This is a genomic window from Streptomyces sp. NPDC059861 (genome assembly GCF_042731435.1).
Classification (GTDB): Bacteria; Actinomycetota; Actinomycetes; order Streptomycetales; family Streptomycetaceae; genus Streptomyces.
Genome location: NZ_JBHWJQ010000004.1, coordinates 177,828 through 193,085 on the forward strand (window position 1 = coordinate 177,828; position 15,258 = coordinate 193,085).

14 protein-coding genes and 1 pseudogene are annotated in these 15,258 nt (G+C 74.2%); 10 read left to right on the top strand and 5 right to left on the bottom strand.

The genetic code is table 11. The annotated features are described in order from the left end of the window. Window positions 1–645: 645 nt before the first annotated feature. Complete coding sequence (locus ACFV6X_RS05400) at window positions 646–1,428, bottom strand: putative protein N(5)-glutamine methyltransferase (RefSeq protein WP_385377972.1); 783 nt, start codon at window positions 1,426–1,428, stop codon at window positions 646–648. Window positions 1,429–1,688: 260 nt separating this feature from the next. Here ACFV6X_RS05400 and ACFV6X_RS05405 point away from each other — a divergent pair, with 260 nt between their 5' ends. The 8 genes from ACFV6X_RS05405 (at window position 1,689) to ACFV6X_RS05440 (ending at window position 8,147) form a co-directional block, all read left to right on the top strand. Beyond that, window positions 1,689–2,123 (top strand): MarR family winged helix-turn-helix transcriptional regulator, encoded by a 435-nt coding sequence (locus ACFV6X_RS05405; protein WP_385377975.1) that lies wholly within the window; start codon window positions 1,689–1,691, stop codon window positions 2,121–2,123. A 98-nt stretch (window positions 2,124–2,221) separates the two neighbouring features. After that, on the top strand, window positions 2,222–2,827 hold the full coding sequence (locus ACFV6X_RS05410) for a sulfite oxidase-like oxidoreductase (RefSeq protein ID WP_385377978.1): 606 nt from the start codon (window positions 2,222–2,224) through the stop codon (window positions 2,825–2,827). Next, window positions 2,820–3,575, top strand: coding sequence for a ferredoxin reductase (locus ACFV6X_RS05415; protein ID WP_385377980.1), 756 nt, complete (start codon window positions 2,820–2,822; stop codon window positions 3,573–3,575). Before ACFV6X_RS05410 ends, ACFV6X_RS05415 begins: the two co-directional genes overlap by 8 nt. 141 nt (window positions 3,576–3,716) lie before the next feature. Beyond that, complete coding sequence (locus ACFV6X_RS05420) at window positions 3,717–4,301, top strand: hypothetical protein (protein WP_385377983.1); 585 nt, start codon at window positions 3,717–3,719, stop codon at window positions 4,299–4,301. A 272-nt stretch (window positions 4,302–4,573) separates the two neighbouring features. After that, window positions 4,574–5,542, top strand: a complete 969-nt coding sequence (locus tag ACFV6X_RS05425) for an acetylxylan esterase (protein WP_385377986.1) — start codon at window positions 4,574–4,576, stop codon at window positions 5,540–5,542. Window positions 5,543–5,561: 19 nt separating this feature from the next. Further along, window positions 5,562–5,966 (top strand): nuclear transport factor 2 family protein, encoded by a 405-nt coding sequence (locus tag ACFV6X_RS05430; protein WP_385377989.1) that lies wholly within the window; start codon window positions 5,562–5,564, stop codon window positions 5,964–5,966. 115 nt (window positions 5,967–6,081) lie between these two features. Next, entirely contained in the window at window positions 6,082–7,248 is a 1,167-nt protein-coding gene (locus ACFV6X_RS05435) for a serine hydrolase domain-containing protein (RefSeq protein WP_385377991.1), read from the top strand. Window positions 7,249–7,400: 152 nt separating this feature from the next. Further along, window positions 7,401–8,147, top strand: coding sequence for a GntR family transcriptional regulator (locus ACFV6X_RS05440; RefSeq protein WP_385377994.1), 747 nt, complete (start codon window positions 7,401–7,403; stop codon window positions 8,145–8,147). Here the strand turns inward: ACFV6X_RS05440 and ACFV6X_RS05445 are convergent. Beyond that, on the bottom strand, window positions 8,125–8,916 hold the full coding sequence (locus ACFV6X_RS05445) for a class I SAM-dependent methyltransferase (protein ID WP_385377997.1): 792 nt from the start codon (window positions 8,914–8,916) through the stop codon (window positions 8,125–8,127). The two genes, ACFV6X_RS05440 and ACFV6X_RS05445, sit on opposite strands and share 23 nt — an antisense overlap. A gap of 380 nt (window positions 8,917–9,296) precedes the next feature. Here ACFV6X_RS05445 and rho point away from each other — a divergent pair, with 380 nt between their 5' ends. Continuing rightward, window positions 9,297–10,442 carry a transcription termination factor Rho gene (gene rho, locus ACFV6X_RS05450; protein ID WP_385378000.1) on the top strand — a complete coding sequence of 382 codons (1,146 nt, stop codon included), beginning with the start codon at window positions 9,297–9,299 and terminating at the stop codon, window positions 10,440–10,442. A 126-nt stretch (window positions 10,443–10,568) separates the two neighbouring features. Next, a pseudogene (locus ACFV6X_RS05455) lies at window positions 10,569–11,399 on the top strand (D-alanyl-D-alanine carboxypeptidase family protein); the annotation flags it as partial. A gap of 83 nt (window positions 11,400–11,482) precedes the next feature. Here the strand turns inward: ACFV6X_RS05455 and ACFV6X_RS05460 are convergent. The 3 genes from ACFV6X_RS05460 to ACFV6X_RS05470 form a co-directional block, all read right to left on the bottom strand. Next, window positions 11,483–12,838 carry a glycosyltransferase 87 family protein gene (locus ACFV6X_RS05460; RefSeq protein ID WP_385378002.1) on the bottom strand — a complete coding sequence of 452 codons (1,356 nt, stop codon included), beginning with the start codon at window positions 12,836–12,838 and terminating at the stop codon, window positions 11,483–11,485. Then, window positions 12,835–14,229 (bottom strand): polyprenol phosphomannose-dependent alpha 1,6 mannosyltransferase MptB, encoded by a 1,395-nt coding sequence (mptB, locus tag ACFV6X_RS05465; RefSeq protein WP_385378005.1) that lies wholly within the window; start codon window positions 14,227–14,229, stop codon window positions 12,835–12,837. Before mptB ends, ACFV6X_RS05460 begins: the two co-directional genes overlap by 4 nt. Before the next feature lie 90 nt (window positions 14,230–14,319). After that, entirely contained in the window at window positions 14,320–15,243 is a 924-nt protein-coding gene (locus ACFV6X_RS05470; protein WP_385378008.1) for a glutaminase, read from the bottom strand. Window positions 15,244–15,258: the final 15 nt, after the last annotated feature.

The window sequence follows — 15,258 nt, forward strand, 5'->3', positions numbered from 1 at the left end:
GGCCGCGCGCCCGCCGGAAGCAAAACCGGGGCCGCCGGGCGACTACCCGAGGCGGAGCCGAGGCGCCCGCCGGAGGCAAAGCCCAGGCCGCCGGCCACGCACCCGCCGGAAGCAAAACCGGGGCCGCCGGGCGACTACCCGAGGCGGAGCCGAGGCGCCCGCCGGAGACAAAGCCCAGGCCGCCGGCCACGCACCCGCCGGAAGCAAAACCGGGGCCGCCGGGCGACTACCCGAGGCGGAGCCGAGGCGCCCGCCGGAGGCAAAGCCCAGGCGGCCGGCCACGCGCCCGCCGGAAGCAAAGCCAGGGCGGCCGGGCGACTACCGGAGGCGGAGCCGAGGCGCCCGCCGGAGGCAAAGCCCGGGCGGCCGGCCGCGCGCCCGCCGGAAGCAAAGCCAGGGCGGCTGCCCGAAGCAGAGCCGGGGCGGTCGGCCGGGCGGCTGGTGCGTCCCTCGTCCGCGAAGTCCGAGGCTCGCGCCGCGCTGCTGCACCACTGCACCGCACTGCCTCGCCGCACGCCCCTCACCACGGCCGCCCACGGCCGCCCACGACCACCCACGGCCGTGGAGCGGGCCGTGTGGTTCGTGGACCCCGGCGACGCGACGCCTGGCTCGACCCGGCGGCAGCCGAACCTCTGTGACCCCGCATCAGTTGGTGCCGATCACCACGTGGGCGTGCAGTTCCTCCGACGCCGTCAGCCGGGTCGTCAGGCCCGCGCGGGTGAAGACGGCCACTGCCTCGGGGGCCTGGCGTTCGCTCGTCTCCGTGAGGAGGCAGCCGCCCGGCGCGAGCCAGTCGCGCGCCCCGGCGGCGACCCGGCGCAGCACGTCCAGTCCGTCGGCGCCGCCGTCGAGGGCGACCGCGGGTTCGTGGTCGCGTGCCTCGGCGGGCAGGAGACCGACCTCGGCGGTGGGGACGTAGGGAACGTTCGCGGCGAGGATGTCCACGCGACCCCGCAGCGGGCCGGGAAGCGCCTCGTACAGGTCGCCCTGGTGGACCCGGCCGCCGTGCCCGGCGACGTTGCGCCGGGCGCAGTCCACCGCGGCCGGGTCTATGTCGGCGGCGTGCAGTTCGACCCGGCCCAGGGCCGTGGCCAGGGCGGCGCCCACCGCGCCCGAGCCGCAGCACAGGTCGACGACGACCGAGGCGTCCGGGGCGGCGGCGAGGGCCTGTTCGACGAGGAACTCGGTGCGGCGGCGGGGCACGAAGACGCCAGGTTCGACGCCGATCCGCAGACCGCTGAACTCGGCCCAGCCGACGACGAGTTCGAGCGGCAGTCCATCCGTACGGCGGGCCACCATGGCGGCGAGTTCGTCCGGGGTGCGGGCGGCGCCGAGGATCAACTCCGCCTCGTCCTCGGCGAAGACGCAGCCGGCGGCGCGCAGGGCGGCCACCACGGAGGCAGAGGAAAGGGAAAGCGGCAGAGTCATGTGGGGCGAGGGCCTTTCGGGAGCCGAAGGGCGCTCTCGCGGTCGTCTACTGCCGGTGTTCCGGGCCGACATGAGAGGAGAGCGCCCGATCTGACACAGCGGTGATGGGGCTCACCTCCTCGGTCACGCACGGCTGGGACCGCCCTCAGCCGGAGGGCCACCCTACCCCACAGCCGGACGGACACCGTCCCGTCTCCGGACTCTCCCTCCCCCACCTATAGTTGCACTGCGCAACCAGGAGCGGGAAGGAGCGCTGCGCCATGGAGAACCCCATGGAGACCGCCGTGGAGACCATCCAGCGGGAGATGACGGCCTTCGCCCGTCGCGCGCGGGCGTCCGCCGGGCGGATGCACCCCGAGCTGTCGCTGGTGTCGTACACGCTGCTGGGACACCTGGAAGAGCGTGGCGGCTGCCGGGCCACCGATCTCGCGGCGCACTACGCCCTGGACAAGTCGACCGTCAGCCGGCAGGTGGCCGCGCTGGAGCGGGCCGGGCTGATCGAGCGCCGCCAGGACCCGGAGGACCACCGCGTGCAGGTGCTGGACCTGACCGACGCGGGCCGGCGCATCCTCGCCCAGGTGACGGGGAGCCGCCGGGCGGCCGTCCAGGAGCGGCTTGCGGACTGGCCGGAGGAGGACCTGCGGCGGTTCGCCGGGTATCTGGAGCGGTACAACGCCCGGGCCGCCGGCTGCTGAGGGGGCGGGGCCGCGTACCCCGTACGGTGGTACGCGTACCCACTGACCAGGCTCTATCCGCGGGGCCGCCGCGCCGGCGGTCTGGAGGCACCACCCGCATGAACGTCACCCGAGGCTTCACCGGGCGCCCACGCGTCGACAATCCGGGGCTGCCGCCCGGGCAGTACGACGCGGGCGACGACTGGCCCGTCCTGTCCGCCGAGGTCACCCCCGACCTCGCGCCCGCCGACTGGACCTTCCGCATCGACGGCCTGGTGGCGCAGCCCCGCACCTGGGACTGGGCACAGGCGCACGCGCTGCCCGCCTCGGCGTACGAGGGCGACATCCACTGCGTGACGGGCTGGTCGAAGTTCGGGGTCGGTTTCGCGGGCGTCTCGCTGGACGCCTTCCTGGAGCGGGTGCGCCCGCTGCCGGCCGCCACCCACGCCGTCGCCTACGCGCACACCGGGTACACCGCGAACCTCCCGCTCGCCGACCTCACCGGCGGCCGGGCCTGGATCGCGTGGGAGTACGACGGCCGGCCGCTCGCGCCCGAGCACGGTGGCCCGGCGCGGCTGCTCGTGCCGCATCTGTACTTCTGGAAGAGCGCCAAGTGGATCGCCGGCATCCGTCTGCTCGGCCACGACGAGCCCGGCTTCTGGGAACAGAACGGCTACCACGCGCGGGGCAACCCGTGGGAGGAGCAGCGGTACTCCGGTGACTGACACCTTCACTCCCCCGACGCGGTTCGCCGTGCCCGGCCGGATCGCCGTGGGCGAGGGCACGGCCGGCCGGTGGCAGACCGCCACACTGACCGGGATCCGCCGTGAGACACCGCGCGCCGCCACCTTCCGGTTCGCGGTGCCCGCCTGGGCGGGGCATCTGCCCGGCCAGCACCTGATGCTCCGGCTGACCGCCGCGGACGGCTACGTCGCACAGCGCCACTACTCGATCGCGTCGGCGCCGGACGACTCCGGGCACATCGAGCTGACCCTGGACCACGTCGAGGGCGGAGAGGTCTCCGGCTGGTTCCACAACGAGGCCCGGCCCGGTGACCGCATCGAGGTGCGCGGCCCGCTGAGCGGCTTCTTCGCCTGGCCGGGCGACCGCGCCGCGCTGCTGATCGGCGCCGGATCCGGGGTCGTACCGCTGATGTCTATGGTGCGGCACCACCGGGCGCGCGGCCTGTCCGTGCCGCTGCGGCTGCTGGTCTCCGCGCGCGGGCCCGGGGACCTGATATACGCGCGGGAGTACGGGGCCGAGACGACGCCCGTCTTCACCCGTTCGGCCCCACCGGGCGTACCGGTGGGCCGCATCGCCGCGGCACACGTGGCGCCGCTCCTGGACGCCGCGCCTCCCGGTGGGTGGGAGGCCTATGTGTGCGGGTCCAACGCCTTCGCCGAGCACGCGTCACGCCTGCTCGTCGCGGCCGGCCAGCCGGTGGACCGGATCCGGATCGAACGCTTCGGCTGAGGATTCCGCCTTCTCGCCGCCCCGTTCCCGTGCAGGAAGTCCGTGTGACGGGGTACGACATTCATGTGGGACTCGCACGCATACACGGGCCCGAGGGCGGCGGCCGCGCTCCCCGGCTCCGGTGAGGGCGAGGAGGCGGAGATGCGAACCCGGGTGCGCGGCTGGCGCTGGCGGCGCAATTCGCTGCGGCGCAGGTCGGACGTGGTCGAGGCGTGGACGGTGGTGGTCTTCGCCGTCCTGCTGCTCCTGGGCGCGCCGCTGGCCGGGGCGCTGACGGGCTGGTGGGCGCACGGCGAGGCACGGCGCATCGCGGTGACCCAGTCGGAGGACCGGCGGCACGTCCGGGCGGAGGTCGTCGGCAGAACCCCCGACACGCTGCCCGCGGTGCAGGCCGGCCGGGAGTACACGTACCGCGCGACCGTGCGCTGGACCGAGCCTGGTGAGGGTCCCCGGACCGGCACGGCCCGGGTCCCGGCGGGGACGCGGCCCGGGGAGACGGTCGACGTGTGGTTCGACGGGGCGGGCCGCAGCGTGCCGCCGCCCACGAGCGGCACGACGGTCTGGCAGCACGCCCTGACCCTGGGCGTCTGCGCCACGGCCGGCTCGGCCGGGGTGGTGCTGCTCGGCAACGCGGCCGTACGACGGGCGGCGAACCGGCACCGGATGGCGGAATGGGAGCGCGCCTGGGCGCGTACGGAACCGGAGTGGACCCGCCGGCGGGCCTGACGCGCGGCCCCTGGCGGCAACCCGTCGGAACGTGTCGGTCATGCCCTGTGGGGTCGCCGGCGGCGGTTCCAGCGTGTGAACGGTCCGCGCGCGCGGACGCCCGAAGGTCATCTCCCCAGGAACAGCGGGTGGGGGGCACCGGCCGGTCGAGCGAAGCCGAGACCGGGGGAGGTCGCCGGGGCGGGGCCGGGCTCGGCGCGGGCCCTGGCGAGTGGCCGGACCCCGCGCGTACGGTGTGATCATCACGCCGTCCGCACCCAAGGTGGTCCTGCATGGCACTGTTCGACCTCCCCCTCGACGAGCTCCGTGAGTACCGCGGTTCCGCCGCCGAACCCGAGGACTTCGACGCCTTCTGGTCCAAGACCCTCCAGGAGGCGCGCGAGCACGACCTGGACGCCCGGTTCGAGCCCGTCGAGTCGGACCTGGCGACTGTGCAGGTGTTCGACGTGACCTTCGCCGGGTTCGGCGGCCACCCGGTGAAGGGCTGGCTGCTGCTGCCCGCCGCCGCGACGCGTCCGCTGCCGCTGGTGGTCGAGTTCGTCGGGTACGGGGGCGGGCGCGGCCTGCCGCACGAGCATCTGCTGTGGGCGTCCACGGGCCGCGCGCACTTCGTGATGGACACCCGCGGCCAGGGCAGCGCCTGGGGCGGCGGTGGCGGCACCCCGGACCCGGTCGGCGGCGCTCCGGCCTACCCCGGTTTCATGACCCGGGGCATCGACGCGCCCGAGAACTACTACTACCGCCGGGTGTTCACGGACGCGGTGCGCGCCGTCGAGGCGGCCCGCTCGCATCCGCTCACCGACCCGGCCAGGACCGTCGTGCTCGGCGCCAGCCAGGGCGGCGGCATCAGCATCGCCGTCGGCGGTCTGGTCCCGGACCTGGTGGCGGTCGCGCCGGACGTGCCGTTCCTGTGCGACTACCCGCGCGCCACTACCTTGACGGACCGTCACCCCTACCGCGAGATCGGCCTCTATCTCAAGACCCACCGCGGCCGCGCCGAGGACGCCCTGCGCACGCTGTCCTACTTCGACGGGGTGCACTTCGCCGCGCGCGGCCGGGCCCCCGCGCTGTTCTCCGCGGCGCTGGAGGACCAGACGTGCCCGCCGTCCACGGTGTTCGCGGCGTTCAACGCCTGGGCGCACGAGGACAAGGCGATCGAGGTGTACGACTTCAACGACCACGAGGGCGGCGGCCCGTTCCAGGCCGCCGCCAGGATGCGCTGGCTGCGGTCGTACGCCTGAGAGGCCCGGGGTGAGGACGATGGGGACACAGGAGGCCGCGGAGCGGTTCGTCCGCGTGTGGGAGCGGGGCTGGGCCGAGCACGACGTGGACGCGCTGCTCGCGCTGTACGCCGAGGAGTGCGTCCACCGCTCCATGCCGTTCCGTGAGCCGCACCGCGGGCGCGCCGAGCTGGGTGAGTATCTGCGCTGGTCGTTCGCTCAGGAGCGGGTGACCGACGTGCGGTTCGCGCCGCCGGTCGTGGGCCAGGCCGGGGTGGTGGTGGCGGAGTTCCGGGTGCTCGGCGAGGAGGGCGGGCGTCACGCCACTCTCGCCGGCTGTGTCTTCGTCCGGTTCGGCGCCGACGGGCTGGCGGTCGAGACCCGGGACTACTGGCACACCGCCGACGGCCACCAGGAGCCGACGGGCCCGTTGTTCTTCACCTGACCTCGCCCCCGTGCCGGGCGGCCCTCCCTTCCGCGCCGTCCGACCAGTCGGTACGTTCGGGGAGCCCCGGTCCGCAGGGTCGTGGACCGGGCTTCCTACGGACGACGGAGGCTGCATGTCCGAGCGCGAGCCAGAGATCCACGGCCACTGCGACGCCCGCTTCACGGCGGTGCGTTCGGCGTTCGAGGAGAACTTCCGGGAGCGGGAGGAACTGGGCGCGGCCGTCACCGTCGTCGCCGACGGCGTGACCGTGGTCGATCTGTGGGGCGGCTGGGCTGACCCGGCCCGCGCGCGGCCCTGGGAGCGCGACACGCTGGTCAACGTGTGGTCGACGTCCAAGGGCCCGGTGGCGCTGTGCGCGCACATCCTCGCCGACCGGGGGCTGCTGGACCTGGACGCCCCGGTGGCCACGTACTGGCCGGAGTTCGCCGCGGCGGGCAAGGAGAAGGTGCTCGTACGCCATCTGCTCTCCCACCGCGCCGGCCTGTCCGGCCCACGCGAACCGCACTCGTTCGCCGAGCTCTGCGACTGGGACCTGACCACCCGCCGGCTCGCGGCGACGGAGCCCTGGTGGGAGCCGGGGACGCGCTCGGGGTACCACGCGCTGACGTTCGGCCATCTGGTCGGGGAGGTCGTCCGGCGGGTCTCGGGGCTTCGGCCCGGCGCGTTCCTGGCGCGGGAGGTGACCGGGCCGCTCGGCATCGACTTCGGCATCGGACTGCCGGAGCGGGAGGCCGGGAGGGCGGCGGAGCTGACGCATCGCCGGGCCGCCCGGAGCACGGAACAAGCGGCGATCTTCAGCCAGTTGTCGCCCGCCGCGCTCGCCGCGCTGACCAACCCCGTGGTGGGCGCGGCCGAGGCCAACACGTCCGCGTGGCGGGCCGCCGAGATCCCGGCCGCGGGCGGCCACGGCACCGCGCGGGCGGTGGCCGCCCTGTACGGGATATTCGCGGGCCGGGGCACGTACGACGGCCGTCGCGTCCTGTCCCCCGAGGCGGCCGAGCGAGTGCGCGAGGGGCAGGGCAGTTGCCGCGACCTGGTGCTGGGCGCCGGGTTCGCCAGGGAGACCGAGATCGGCCTCGGCCTGTGGCTCAGCGGACCGAACGGCTCGTACGGGCCCAACCCGCGCGCCGTCGGGCACGACGGATTCGGCGGTTCCGCCGGGCTCGCCGACCCCGAGGCGGGCGTGTCGCTCGGCTATGTGATGAACCGCATGGGACCGCACATCGCCGACGACCCCCGCAAGATGGCACTGGTGAACGCCCTGTACGGCGCCCTCTGACCGGGCCGCGCACCCTCCCGCGGCCACTTCCCGCCCAGCCTGTTTCGGCCGAACCAGCGGGTCGGTCTTCCCTGGTGGTTTAGACCAATGCTAATTCTGGTGGCGCAATGAGCCCGCACGGCTACGGCACGTCACCAACAGGAGGGCGCGGCATGGCCCGCACCACCCCGCACGACCGCCCGCACACCGACGAACAGCCCCTGTACTGGCGGGTCGCGACGGAGCTGCTCGGCGAACTACGCGACGGCACGATCCCGCCCGGCGAACGACTGCCGGGCGAACGGCAGTTGGCCGAGCACTTCGGGGTCAGCAGAGAGACCGTACGGCAGGCGCTGGAGGTGCTGCGCCGGGACGGCCTGGTCGCCACCGACCGGCGCGGCAGCCACGCCACCCTGCCCGGCCCTCCGGTCGAGCACCCGACATCACTGGCCTTCCCGATCGGCGTCCGGCGCGGCCCCGACGAACGCGCCGTCGACCGGGCGACCGTCACCTGGGAGACACCCCCACCCGCGCACGCGGCGGCGCTCCGGCTCGCCCCGCTCCGGCCGACCCTGATGCACCGTTACGAGTCCGCCTCCCCCGACGGCCGCGGCCTGCGCAGCGCCGTCACCTCCTTCTCGGACGTGGCCCTGGCCGAGGTGGCGGAGCTGGGCCGCTACCGCGACCGCGCCGACGGCACCTCGGCGGCCCAGCTGCGCCGCGCCTACGACTGGATGCGGACGGCGGGGCTGACCCTGCACCACCGCGACGCCATCACCCGTCTCCCCGACAGCTCCTCGGTCCGGGTGACCCGCCTGGTGCACGACCAGCACGAGCGGCCTCTGGAGTTCACCGAGCTCGTCGTGGACGCCCAACGGGACGCGCTGGTCTACGAGTTCACCCTGCCGGCAGCGGTCTGACCCCCGGCAGCCGTCCAGGAGAGTCTCCGCCAGGGCCGATCGGCTGTCCAAGGCGCCGGGCCACGACCATCCGCACCCGCGGACTTCCGTCCCGCCGCCGCCCGAAATCGGGCAGCGGGTGCAGGTCCACCCGGAACCCGGCGCCTTCCAGCTCCCGCAGCAGATGCCCGAACCGCACGGCCCGGTAGTACATGACGAACGGCGGCCGCCAGACGGCGTTGCGGACCCGCATCACGAGGTCGAAACCCAGGAGCATGCCGTTCACGAGGGAGACCGTCCGGGGCGGGCTCACGACCGGGAAGGCGAAGCACCCGCCCGGCCGCAGCACGGAATGGACCTGCGCGAACAGCCCCGGCAGTTCCCGCGGCAGGAAGTGCCCGAGCGCCCCGAAGCTCACCGCCAGGTCGAAGAGAGGGCGGAACGGCAGCGCCCGGGCGTCCGCCCGCACCCAGGACACCCGGGGCACGCCGGACGGGACCCGCTCCCGCGCGACCGCGAGCATGCCCGCACTGAAGTCGACCCCCGTGACACTCCGCTCGCACACGTCCCGCAGCGCGTCGGCGCCCGCCCCGGTCCCGCAGCACACGTCGAGCCCGTCCTCGAACGGCCCGATCCGCCGCAGCGCCGCGGCGACGGCGTCCAGCACCGAGTCCGGCGTCCGGAAGGGCGTCTGGTCGAATTTGGGCGCGAGCAGGTCGTAGCCGCGCTCGACCGACGACAACGCCTGGACGGCGAGTTCACGCAGGCTGGGGCCTTGGGGGCTGAACATCGGCCTCAGCTTAGCCCCGCCCGGCCGGCAACGGCGGCATCGGCGGGACAGACCGCTCGGGGGCCGGAGCCACCCCGAGCCGCCGTGGCGTGCGTCACAGCACCGGCGCCCTGTCGGGTGGTACTGTGCGAGGAGCACTTGTGTACGCCCCATTGTGGCGCCGGTGCCATTCCTTCCTCAGCCCGCGCGACACCGCCGTTCCCGGCCGGTGCAGCGGCTTTCCGGCACTCCATCCTCGCGGACCTCCGCGTCCGCGGCCGAGGTGCTGTTCCCGCCGCCCGGAGGCCTCTCCATTCGCCTCGTCCGCGGCCCCTCCCCCTTCCCTTCGCTCATGCCCGCCTGCGACGCAGGCCTCCGAGTCCGTGAAAGGACCGACCTCCATGACCACCACACTCGAACACCCTCCCCTCCAGCGGCAGGTCCCGGCGGCCCAGGCCGTCACCGGCGTCCTCGACATCGACGCGGGCGGCAAGGGGCACCTGCGCGGGCACGACTGCCTGCCCACGCCGGCCGATCCGCAGCTCCCCGCCGCCCTGATCCGCAGGTACGGGCTGCGCAAGGGCGACTTCGTCGAAGCCGTTTGCGGCTCCCAGCGCGCCGTGACCGAGGTCGAGCGCGTGGGCGGCGAGGCACCCGGACAGCTCCGGGACCGCCGCCACTTCCACGACCTCACACCTCTGCACCCCCGCGAGCGGCTCCGCCTCGAACACCCGGCGGCCGGCCTCACCGGACGCGTCGCCGACCTGCTCTCCCCCGTCGGCAAGGGGCAGCGCGGGCTGATCGTGGCCCCGCCCAAGACAGGCAAGACCGTACTGCTCCAGCAGGTCGCGGCCGCCGTCGCCGGCAACCACCCCGAGTGCCGGCTGATGGTCGTGCTCCTCGACGAGCGCCCCGAGGAGGTCACCGACATGCGGCGTTCGGTGCGCGGCGAGGTGTACGCCTCGACCTTCGACCGGACACCCAAGCAGCACATCGCGCTCGCCGAGCTGGTGATCGAACGGGCCAAGCGGCTCGTCGAGGCCGGTGAGGACGTCGTGATCCTGCTCGACTCGCTGACCCGGCTGTGCCGGGCCCACAACAACGCGGCGGCCTCCGGCGGCCGTACCCTCTCCGGCGGTGTGGACGCCGCCGCGCTGCAGGGGCCCAAGCGGTTCTTCGGTGCCGCGCGGCTGGCCGAGGAGGGCGGTTCCCTGACCGTCCTGGCCACCGCCCTGGTCGAGACCGGCTCACGGGCCGACGACTTCTTCTTCGAGGAGCTCAAGGGCACCGGCAACATGGAACTCCGGCTGAGCCGCGAACTCGCCTCGCGCCGCGTCTTCCCCGCCGTCGACATCACTGGCTCCGGCACCCGCCGCGAGGAACTGCTGCTGTCCCCGGCCGAGTCGGCCGCCGCGCACGGCCTGCGGAGGGCGCTGCGCAGCCGTGACGGCGAGGCCGGTCCGGAGACGCTGCTGGAGCGGATGCGACAGACCCCGGACAACGCGACCTTCCTGCGCCGGATCCAGCCGACGCTGCCGGCCGGCTAGGCGGCCGCCGCCTCCCGGGCGACGCGCCACGCCGGGCCCACGTGCGGCATCCGGGTGCACGCCGGCACCGCTCGGCCCGGCCAGCACCGATCGAGGCCGGTCCGTTCCTAGGTTGATCATATGACGATGGGACTCTCTTCTCGGGTAGCCGTGTCGACCTGCGGTCTCTGCCTGGCCGGCGCCCTGACCTTCGCGCCTGTCGCCGCCGCCGCCCCGGCCGGGGCCGACCCCGGAGCGCCGGGCGTGCCGCGCGGAACGGCACCGGTTCCGGCCGTGCTGTACCGCCCCGGCACACAGGTGCGGCCACGCTCCGGCGCGCCGGAGGTCCCGGACGTCTCCGCCCTGTCGTGGCTGGTGGCCGACGCCCGCACCGGCGAGGTGCTCGCCGCGCGGAACGCGCACCGCAAGCTGCCGCCCGCCAGCACCCTCAAGACCCTGTTCGCCCTCACCGTGCTGCCCGTGCTGCCCGGCGGCATCCAGCACCGGGTCACCTACGGCGAGCTGGCGGAGGTCGGCGAGGGCAGCAGCCTCGTCGGCGTCAGCGAGGGGCACTCGTACCGCATCTCGGACCTGTGGCGCGGGGTGTTCCTCAGCTCGGGCAACGACGCCGTGCACGTGCTGGCCGGGCTCAACGGCGGCTGGGACGTCACCTCCCGGCAGATGGAGGCCAAGGCCAGGGTCCTCGGCGCCCGCGACACCCGGGTCCTGTCGCCCGACGGATACGACGCGGACGGTCAGGTGTCCTCGGCGTACGACCTGGCCGTCTTCGGCCGGGAGGGACTGCGCAACGCGGAGTTCGCCCGCTACTGCGGCACCCTCGAGGCCAAGTTCCCCGGGGAGGACGGCCGGCCGTACGACATCCGCAACACCAACCGGCTGCTGACCGGCGACGACGGCGTGCGCCGCTACCCGGGCCTGATCGGCGTCAAGAACGGCTACACCAGCGGGGCCGGGAACACCCTCGTGGCCGCGGCCCGGCGCGGCGGACGCACCCTCGTCGTGACGGTGATGAACCCTCAGTCGGGCGTCCCCTTCGACGTCTACGAGGAGGCCCGGTCGCTGCTCGACTGGGGCTTCGGCGCCGCCGGCCGGGTGGACCCGGTCGGCTCGCTGGACGCCCTGCGCGGCAAGCCGCGACCCGGTCCCGAGGCCGCGCCCGCCCCGGTGGCCGCCGGGGTCACGCCGGAGCCCGCCCCCGGCTGGCCCGAGACGGCGGCGATCGCGGCGGCCGCCTGTCTCGGCGCGGCGGCGGCCGCACTGGTCCTGCGGCTCAAGGTCTTCCAGATCGAGGACTGACCGACCGGCATCCCCAGCAGCAGCCCCAAGGTGATCCAGGCGTAGGTGTTGCTGCCGAGGAACCCGTCGATCCCGGACGCGTCGTCGAACCACAGCCACACCACGCTGGTGCACATCACCGCGTACAGCACGGCCGCCACCCGTGGCTGCCCGGCGCGGACCAGCAGCACGAACGCCGGCAGCAGCCACACGAGGTGGTGCACCCAGGTGATCGGGCTGACCAGACACGCCGTCAGGCCGGTGAGAGCGAAGGCGGCGTACCAGTCGCCCGCCGCCACCGCCTTACCGGAGCGCCACACCCACACGCCGAGCACCAGCAGCACCGTGACCGCCCAGACCGCGCGGCTCTCGATGTCCAGCCGGGCCAGGACGCCCTGCAGGGACTGGTTGGAGACGTAGTCCAGCCGGCCCACCCGGGTGGTGTCCCACATGGCGTGCGCCCAGTAGAAGCGCGACCCCTCGGGTGTCACCAGGGCCGCGAGCCCCGTCGCGCCGGCGGCCACGCCCGTGGCGACGGCGGCGGCGCGCCGGCGTCCGGCGAGCAGCAGCAGGCCGATGAAGAGGGCGGGCGTGAGCTTGATGGCGGCCGCGAGGCCGATGCCGATACCGGCCCAGCGGCCCCGACCGGTGGAGAGCAGCCAGGCGTCGATCAGGACCAGGGCCAGCAGCAGGACGTTGACCTGCCCGAAGCTGAACGTGTCGCGCAGCGGTTCGTACAGCGCGAGGGCGCAGGCGGCCAGGGCGCAGCCGTACCAGCCGTGTCGGTGCCAGGCGCGGCCGGTCAGCACCCGCATGGACACGGCCAGGGCCGCCAGGTTGAGCAGCAGCGCGATGACGATCGCGGTCCGCAATCCGACCAGGGCCATGGGCAGCATCGCCACGGCGGCGAACGGCGGGTAGGTGAAGCCGTACATCGTGTCCGGCACCCGGTAGTCGTAGAGCCGGCCGCCGTCGTGGATCCAGTGATGGATGGCGCCGTGGTAGACGCGCAGGTCGAACCAGTCGCGCAGGAGCGGCACGGTCGCGGTGAAGACGGTCAGGGCGGCGGCGAGGACCAGTACGAGCAGCAGCCGCCCGCGGTCGGTGCGAGGAGTTCTCATGCGGTACGCCCCAGGACCGGGGCCTGCACGGCCTGGTGGGCCTGCCACAGCACGACCACGGCGAGTACGCCGCCGGAGACGGCGAGCATCAGCTGCCCCAGGTCGGCCGGGCCGCCGCTGGGGAGGACGAACAGCGCGAGCACACAGGTGACCGCCGCGACCCGGTGCCGTACCGAGGCGTTGGGCGCCGCGGCGGCGATGAGGAACAAGCCCCACAGCGCGTACCAGGGCCGGATCGCCGGGCCGAAGGCGGCCACCGCCGCCAGGCTGAGGCCGAGGGCGTACACCGGGCGCGGGCGCAGCCGCACCCATATGACGAGCAGCACGGCCGCCGTGACCAGCAGGCCGATCGTGTGCCAGGCGGGCACGGCGAGCGGTGCGAGGTCGCTGCCGAGCCGCTCCAGCAGGGCGCCGGTGGCGCGGCCGAGCAGGCTGGTCAGGGCCCAGTTGTGCGGAGAGACGGGGGTGTTCAGAGCGGCGATCCACCCGTATCCCGTACCGGCGACGGCGGTCACGGCGACCGTCGTCGCGGCCGACGCGGCGGCGGTCGTCAGTACCGCCCGCCCGGCGCTGCGGCCCGCGCGCATCTGGAGGACGACGAGCGCGGCGAGCCCGAGCGCGGCGGGCGCCTTGACGAGCGCGGCGAGGGTGATGAGGACGGCGCCCAGGACCGGCCGGCGGCCCAGCGCGGCGACCAGGCCCACACCGAGCAGGCCGAGCATCATGGCGTCGTTGTGCGCGCCGGCCACCAGGTGCAGCAGCACCAGCGGGTTGAGGGCGCCGAGCCACAGCGCGGCGGCCGGGTCGGCGCCGCTGTGCCGGGCGAGGCGGGGCAGCGCGGCCGCCATCAGGGCCACGCCGAGCAGCGCCAGCAGCCGCATGCCCATGAGACCGGCGGGGACCTCACCACGGGTCAGGCCGGACAGCGCGGAGGCGGCGGCGAGGAACACCGGGCCGTAGGGGGCGGCGGTGTGCTGCCACACCGGGGACACCTCGTCGGCGAGCGGGCCGCCGAGCTGGGAGGGTCCGTGCGTGTACACGTCGATCTGCGCGTCGACCATGGCGCCCTGGGCGAGGTAGCTGTAGACGTCCCGGCTGAACAGCGGCGGCGCCAGCAGCAGCGGGGCCGCCCAGAGGGCGAGGACGAGCAGCAGGGAGCGGGGCGTGGGTGGTTCGGGGCCGCGCAGCAGCCTGCCGAGCAGGGCCCAGGCCGCTATCAGCAGGACGACGCCGAAGTAGACGCCGACCAGGCCGAGCGCGGCGCCGGCCGAGGAGGGCGACAGCAGTTCGCGGACCGGGAGGGCTCCGGCCGTCTCACCACCCAGCGCGAGAAAGGCGGTACCGGCCAGACCGAGCATCTGACAGCGGCGGAGATCGACGGAGGAAGCCATGGCCAACACTCGGTCAGCGTGTCAACGCCGGGTGGCCGGAAAACGACGCGCCGCCCTCGGGGGGTTAACCTGCGCATGACCTCCGTGTGATCAGAAGACCGACAGTCCGGTGAGCGTCGTGAAACGGTCCAGGGCAGCGACGCCCGCCACCGAGTTGCCGCGCTCGTCGAGCCCCGGGCTCCACACGCACAACGTGCAGCGGCCCGGCACCACGGCGACGATTCCTCCACCGACCCCGCTCTTGCCGGGCAGGCCGACGCGGTAGGCGAAGTCGCCGGCCGCGTCGTACGTCCCGCAGGTCAGCATCACCGCGTTGACCTGCTTGGCCTGGCTGCGGCTCAGCAGCCGCGAGCCGTCGGCGCGCACACCGTGCCGGGCCAGGAAGGCGGTGGCCAGGGCGAGGTCCGCGCAGGACGCCCGGATCGAGCACTGCCGGAAGTACTGGTCGAGCAGCAGCGGCACCTGGTTGTCGATGTTGCCGTACGAGGCCATGAAATGGGCCAGCGCGGCGTTGCGGTCGCCGTGCGCGGTCTCGGACGCGGCGACCTCGGTGTCGAAGTCCAGGCCGGGATTGCCGCTCTCGTCGCGCAGGAACTGGAGCAGCGTGCCCGCCGCGTCGCCGGTGCGGGTCTGGAGGCGGTCGGTGACGACCAGCGCGCCGGCGTTGATGAACGGATTGCGCGGAATGCCGTTCTCGTACTCCAGCTGGACCAGGGAGTTGAAGGGGTTGCCGGAGGGCTCGCGGCCGACGTGCTCCCAGAGCACGTCGCCCTCGCGGGCCAGGTCGAGGGCGAGGGTGTAGACCTTGGTGACGGACTGCGTGGAGAACGGCTCGCGCCACTCCCCCACGCCGTACACCGTGCCGTCCAGTTCCGCGACGGCCATGCCGAAGCGGCGCGGGTCGCAGGCGGCCAGCGCCGGGATGTAGTCGGCGGGGCGGCCGCTGCCGGGGGTGTGCTCGATCTCCTCGGCGATGCGCTCCAGGACCGGTGAGAAGCTCAGCGACGACGTCATGATCACCAGTGTGCC

Bases quoted from the DNA above. Each gene is read 5' to 3' on its own strand.
- ACFV6X_RS05400 (WP_385377972.1), bottom strand. From the start codon at position 1,428: ATGACTCTGCCGCTTTCCCTTTCCTCTGCCTCCGTGGTGGCCGCCCTG.
- ACFV6X_RS05405 (WP_385377975.1), top strand. From the start codon at position 1,689: ATGGAGAACCCCATGGAGACCGCCGTGGAGACCATCCAGCGGGAGATG.
- ACFV6X_RS05410 (WP_385377978.1), top strand. From the start codon at position 2,222: ATGAACGTCACCCGAGGCTTCACCGGGCGCCCACGCGTCGACAATCCG.
- ACFV6X_RS05420 (WP_385377983.1), top strand. From the start codon at position 3,717: ATGCGAACCCGGGTGCGCGGCTGGCGCTGGCGGCGCAATTCGCTGCGG.
- ACFV6X_RS05425 (WP_385377986.1), top strand. From the start codon at position 4,574: ATGGCACTGTTCGACCTCCCCCTCGACGAGCTCCGTGAGTACCGCGGT.
- ACFV6X_RS05430 (WP_385377989.1), top strand. From the start codon at position 5,562: ATGGGGACACAGGAGGCCGCGGAGCGGTTCGTCCGCGTGTGGGAGCGG.
- ACFV6X_RS05435 (WP_385377991.1), top strand. From the start codon at position 6,082: ATGTCCGAGCGCGAGCCAGAGATCCACGGCCACTGCGACGCCCGCTTC.
- ACFV6X_RS05440 (WP_385377994.1), top strand. From the start codon at position 7,401: ATGGCCCGCACCACCCCGCACGACCGCCCGCACACCGACGAACAGCCC.
- ACFV6X_RS05445 (WP_385377997.1), bottom strand. From the start codon at position 8,916: ATGTTCAGCCCCCAAGGCCCCAGCCTGCGTGAACTCGCCGTCCAGGCG.
- rho (WP_385378000.1), top strand. From the start codon at position 9,297: ATGACCACCACACTCGAACACCCTCCCCTCCAGCGGCAGGTCCCGGCG.
- ACFV6X_RS05460 (WP_385378002.1), bottom strand. From the start codon at position 12,838: ATGAGAACTCCTCGCACCGACCGCGGGCGGCTGCTGCTCGTACTGGTC.
- mptB (WP_385378005.1), bottom strand. From the start codon at position 14,229: ATGGCTTCCTCCGTCGATCTCCGCCGCTGTCAGATGCTCGGTCTGGCC.
- ACFV6X_RS05470 (WP_385378008.1), bottom strand. From the start codon at position 15,243: ATGACGTCGTCGCTGAGCTTCTCACCGGTCCTGGAGCGCATCGCCGAG.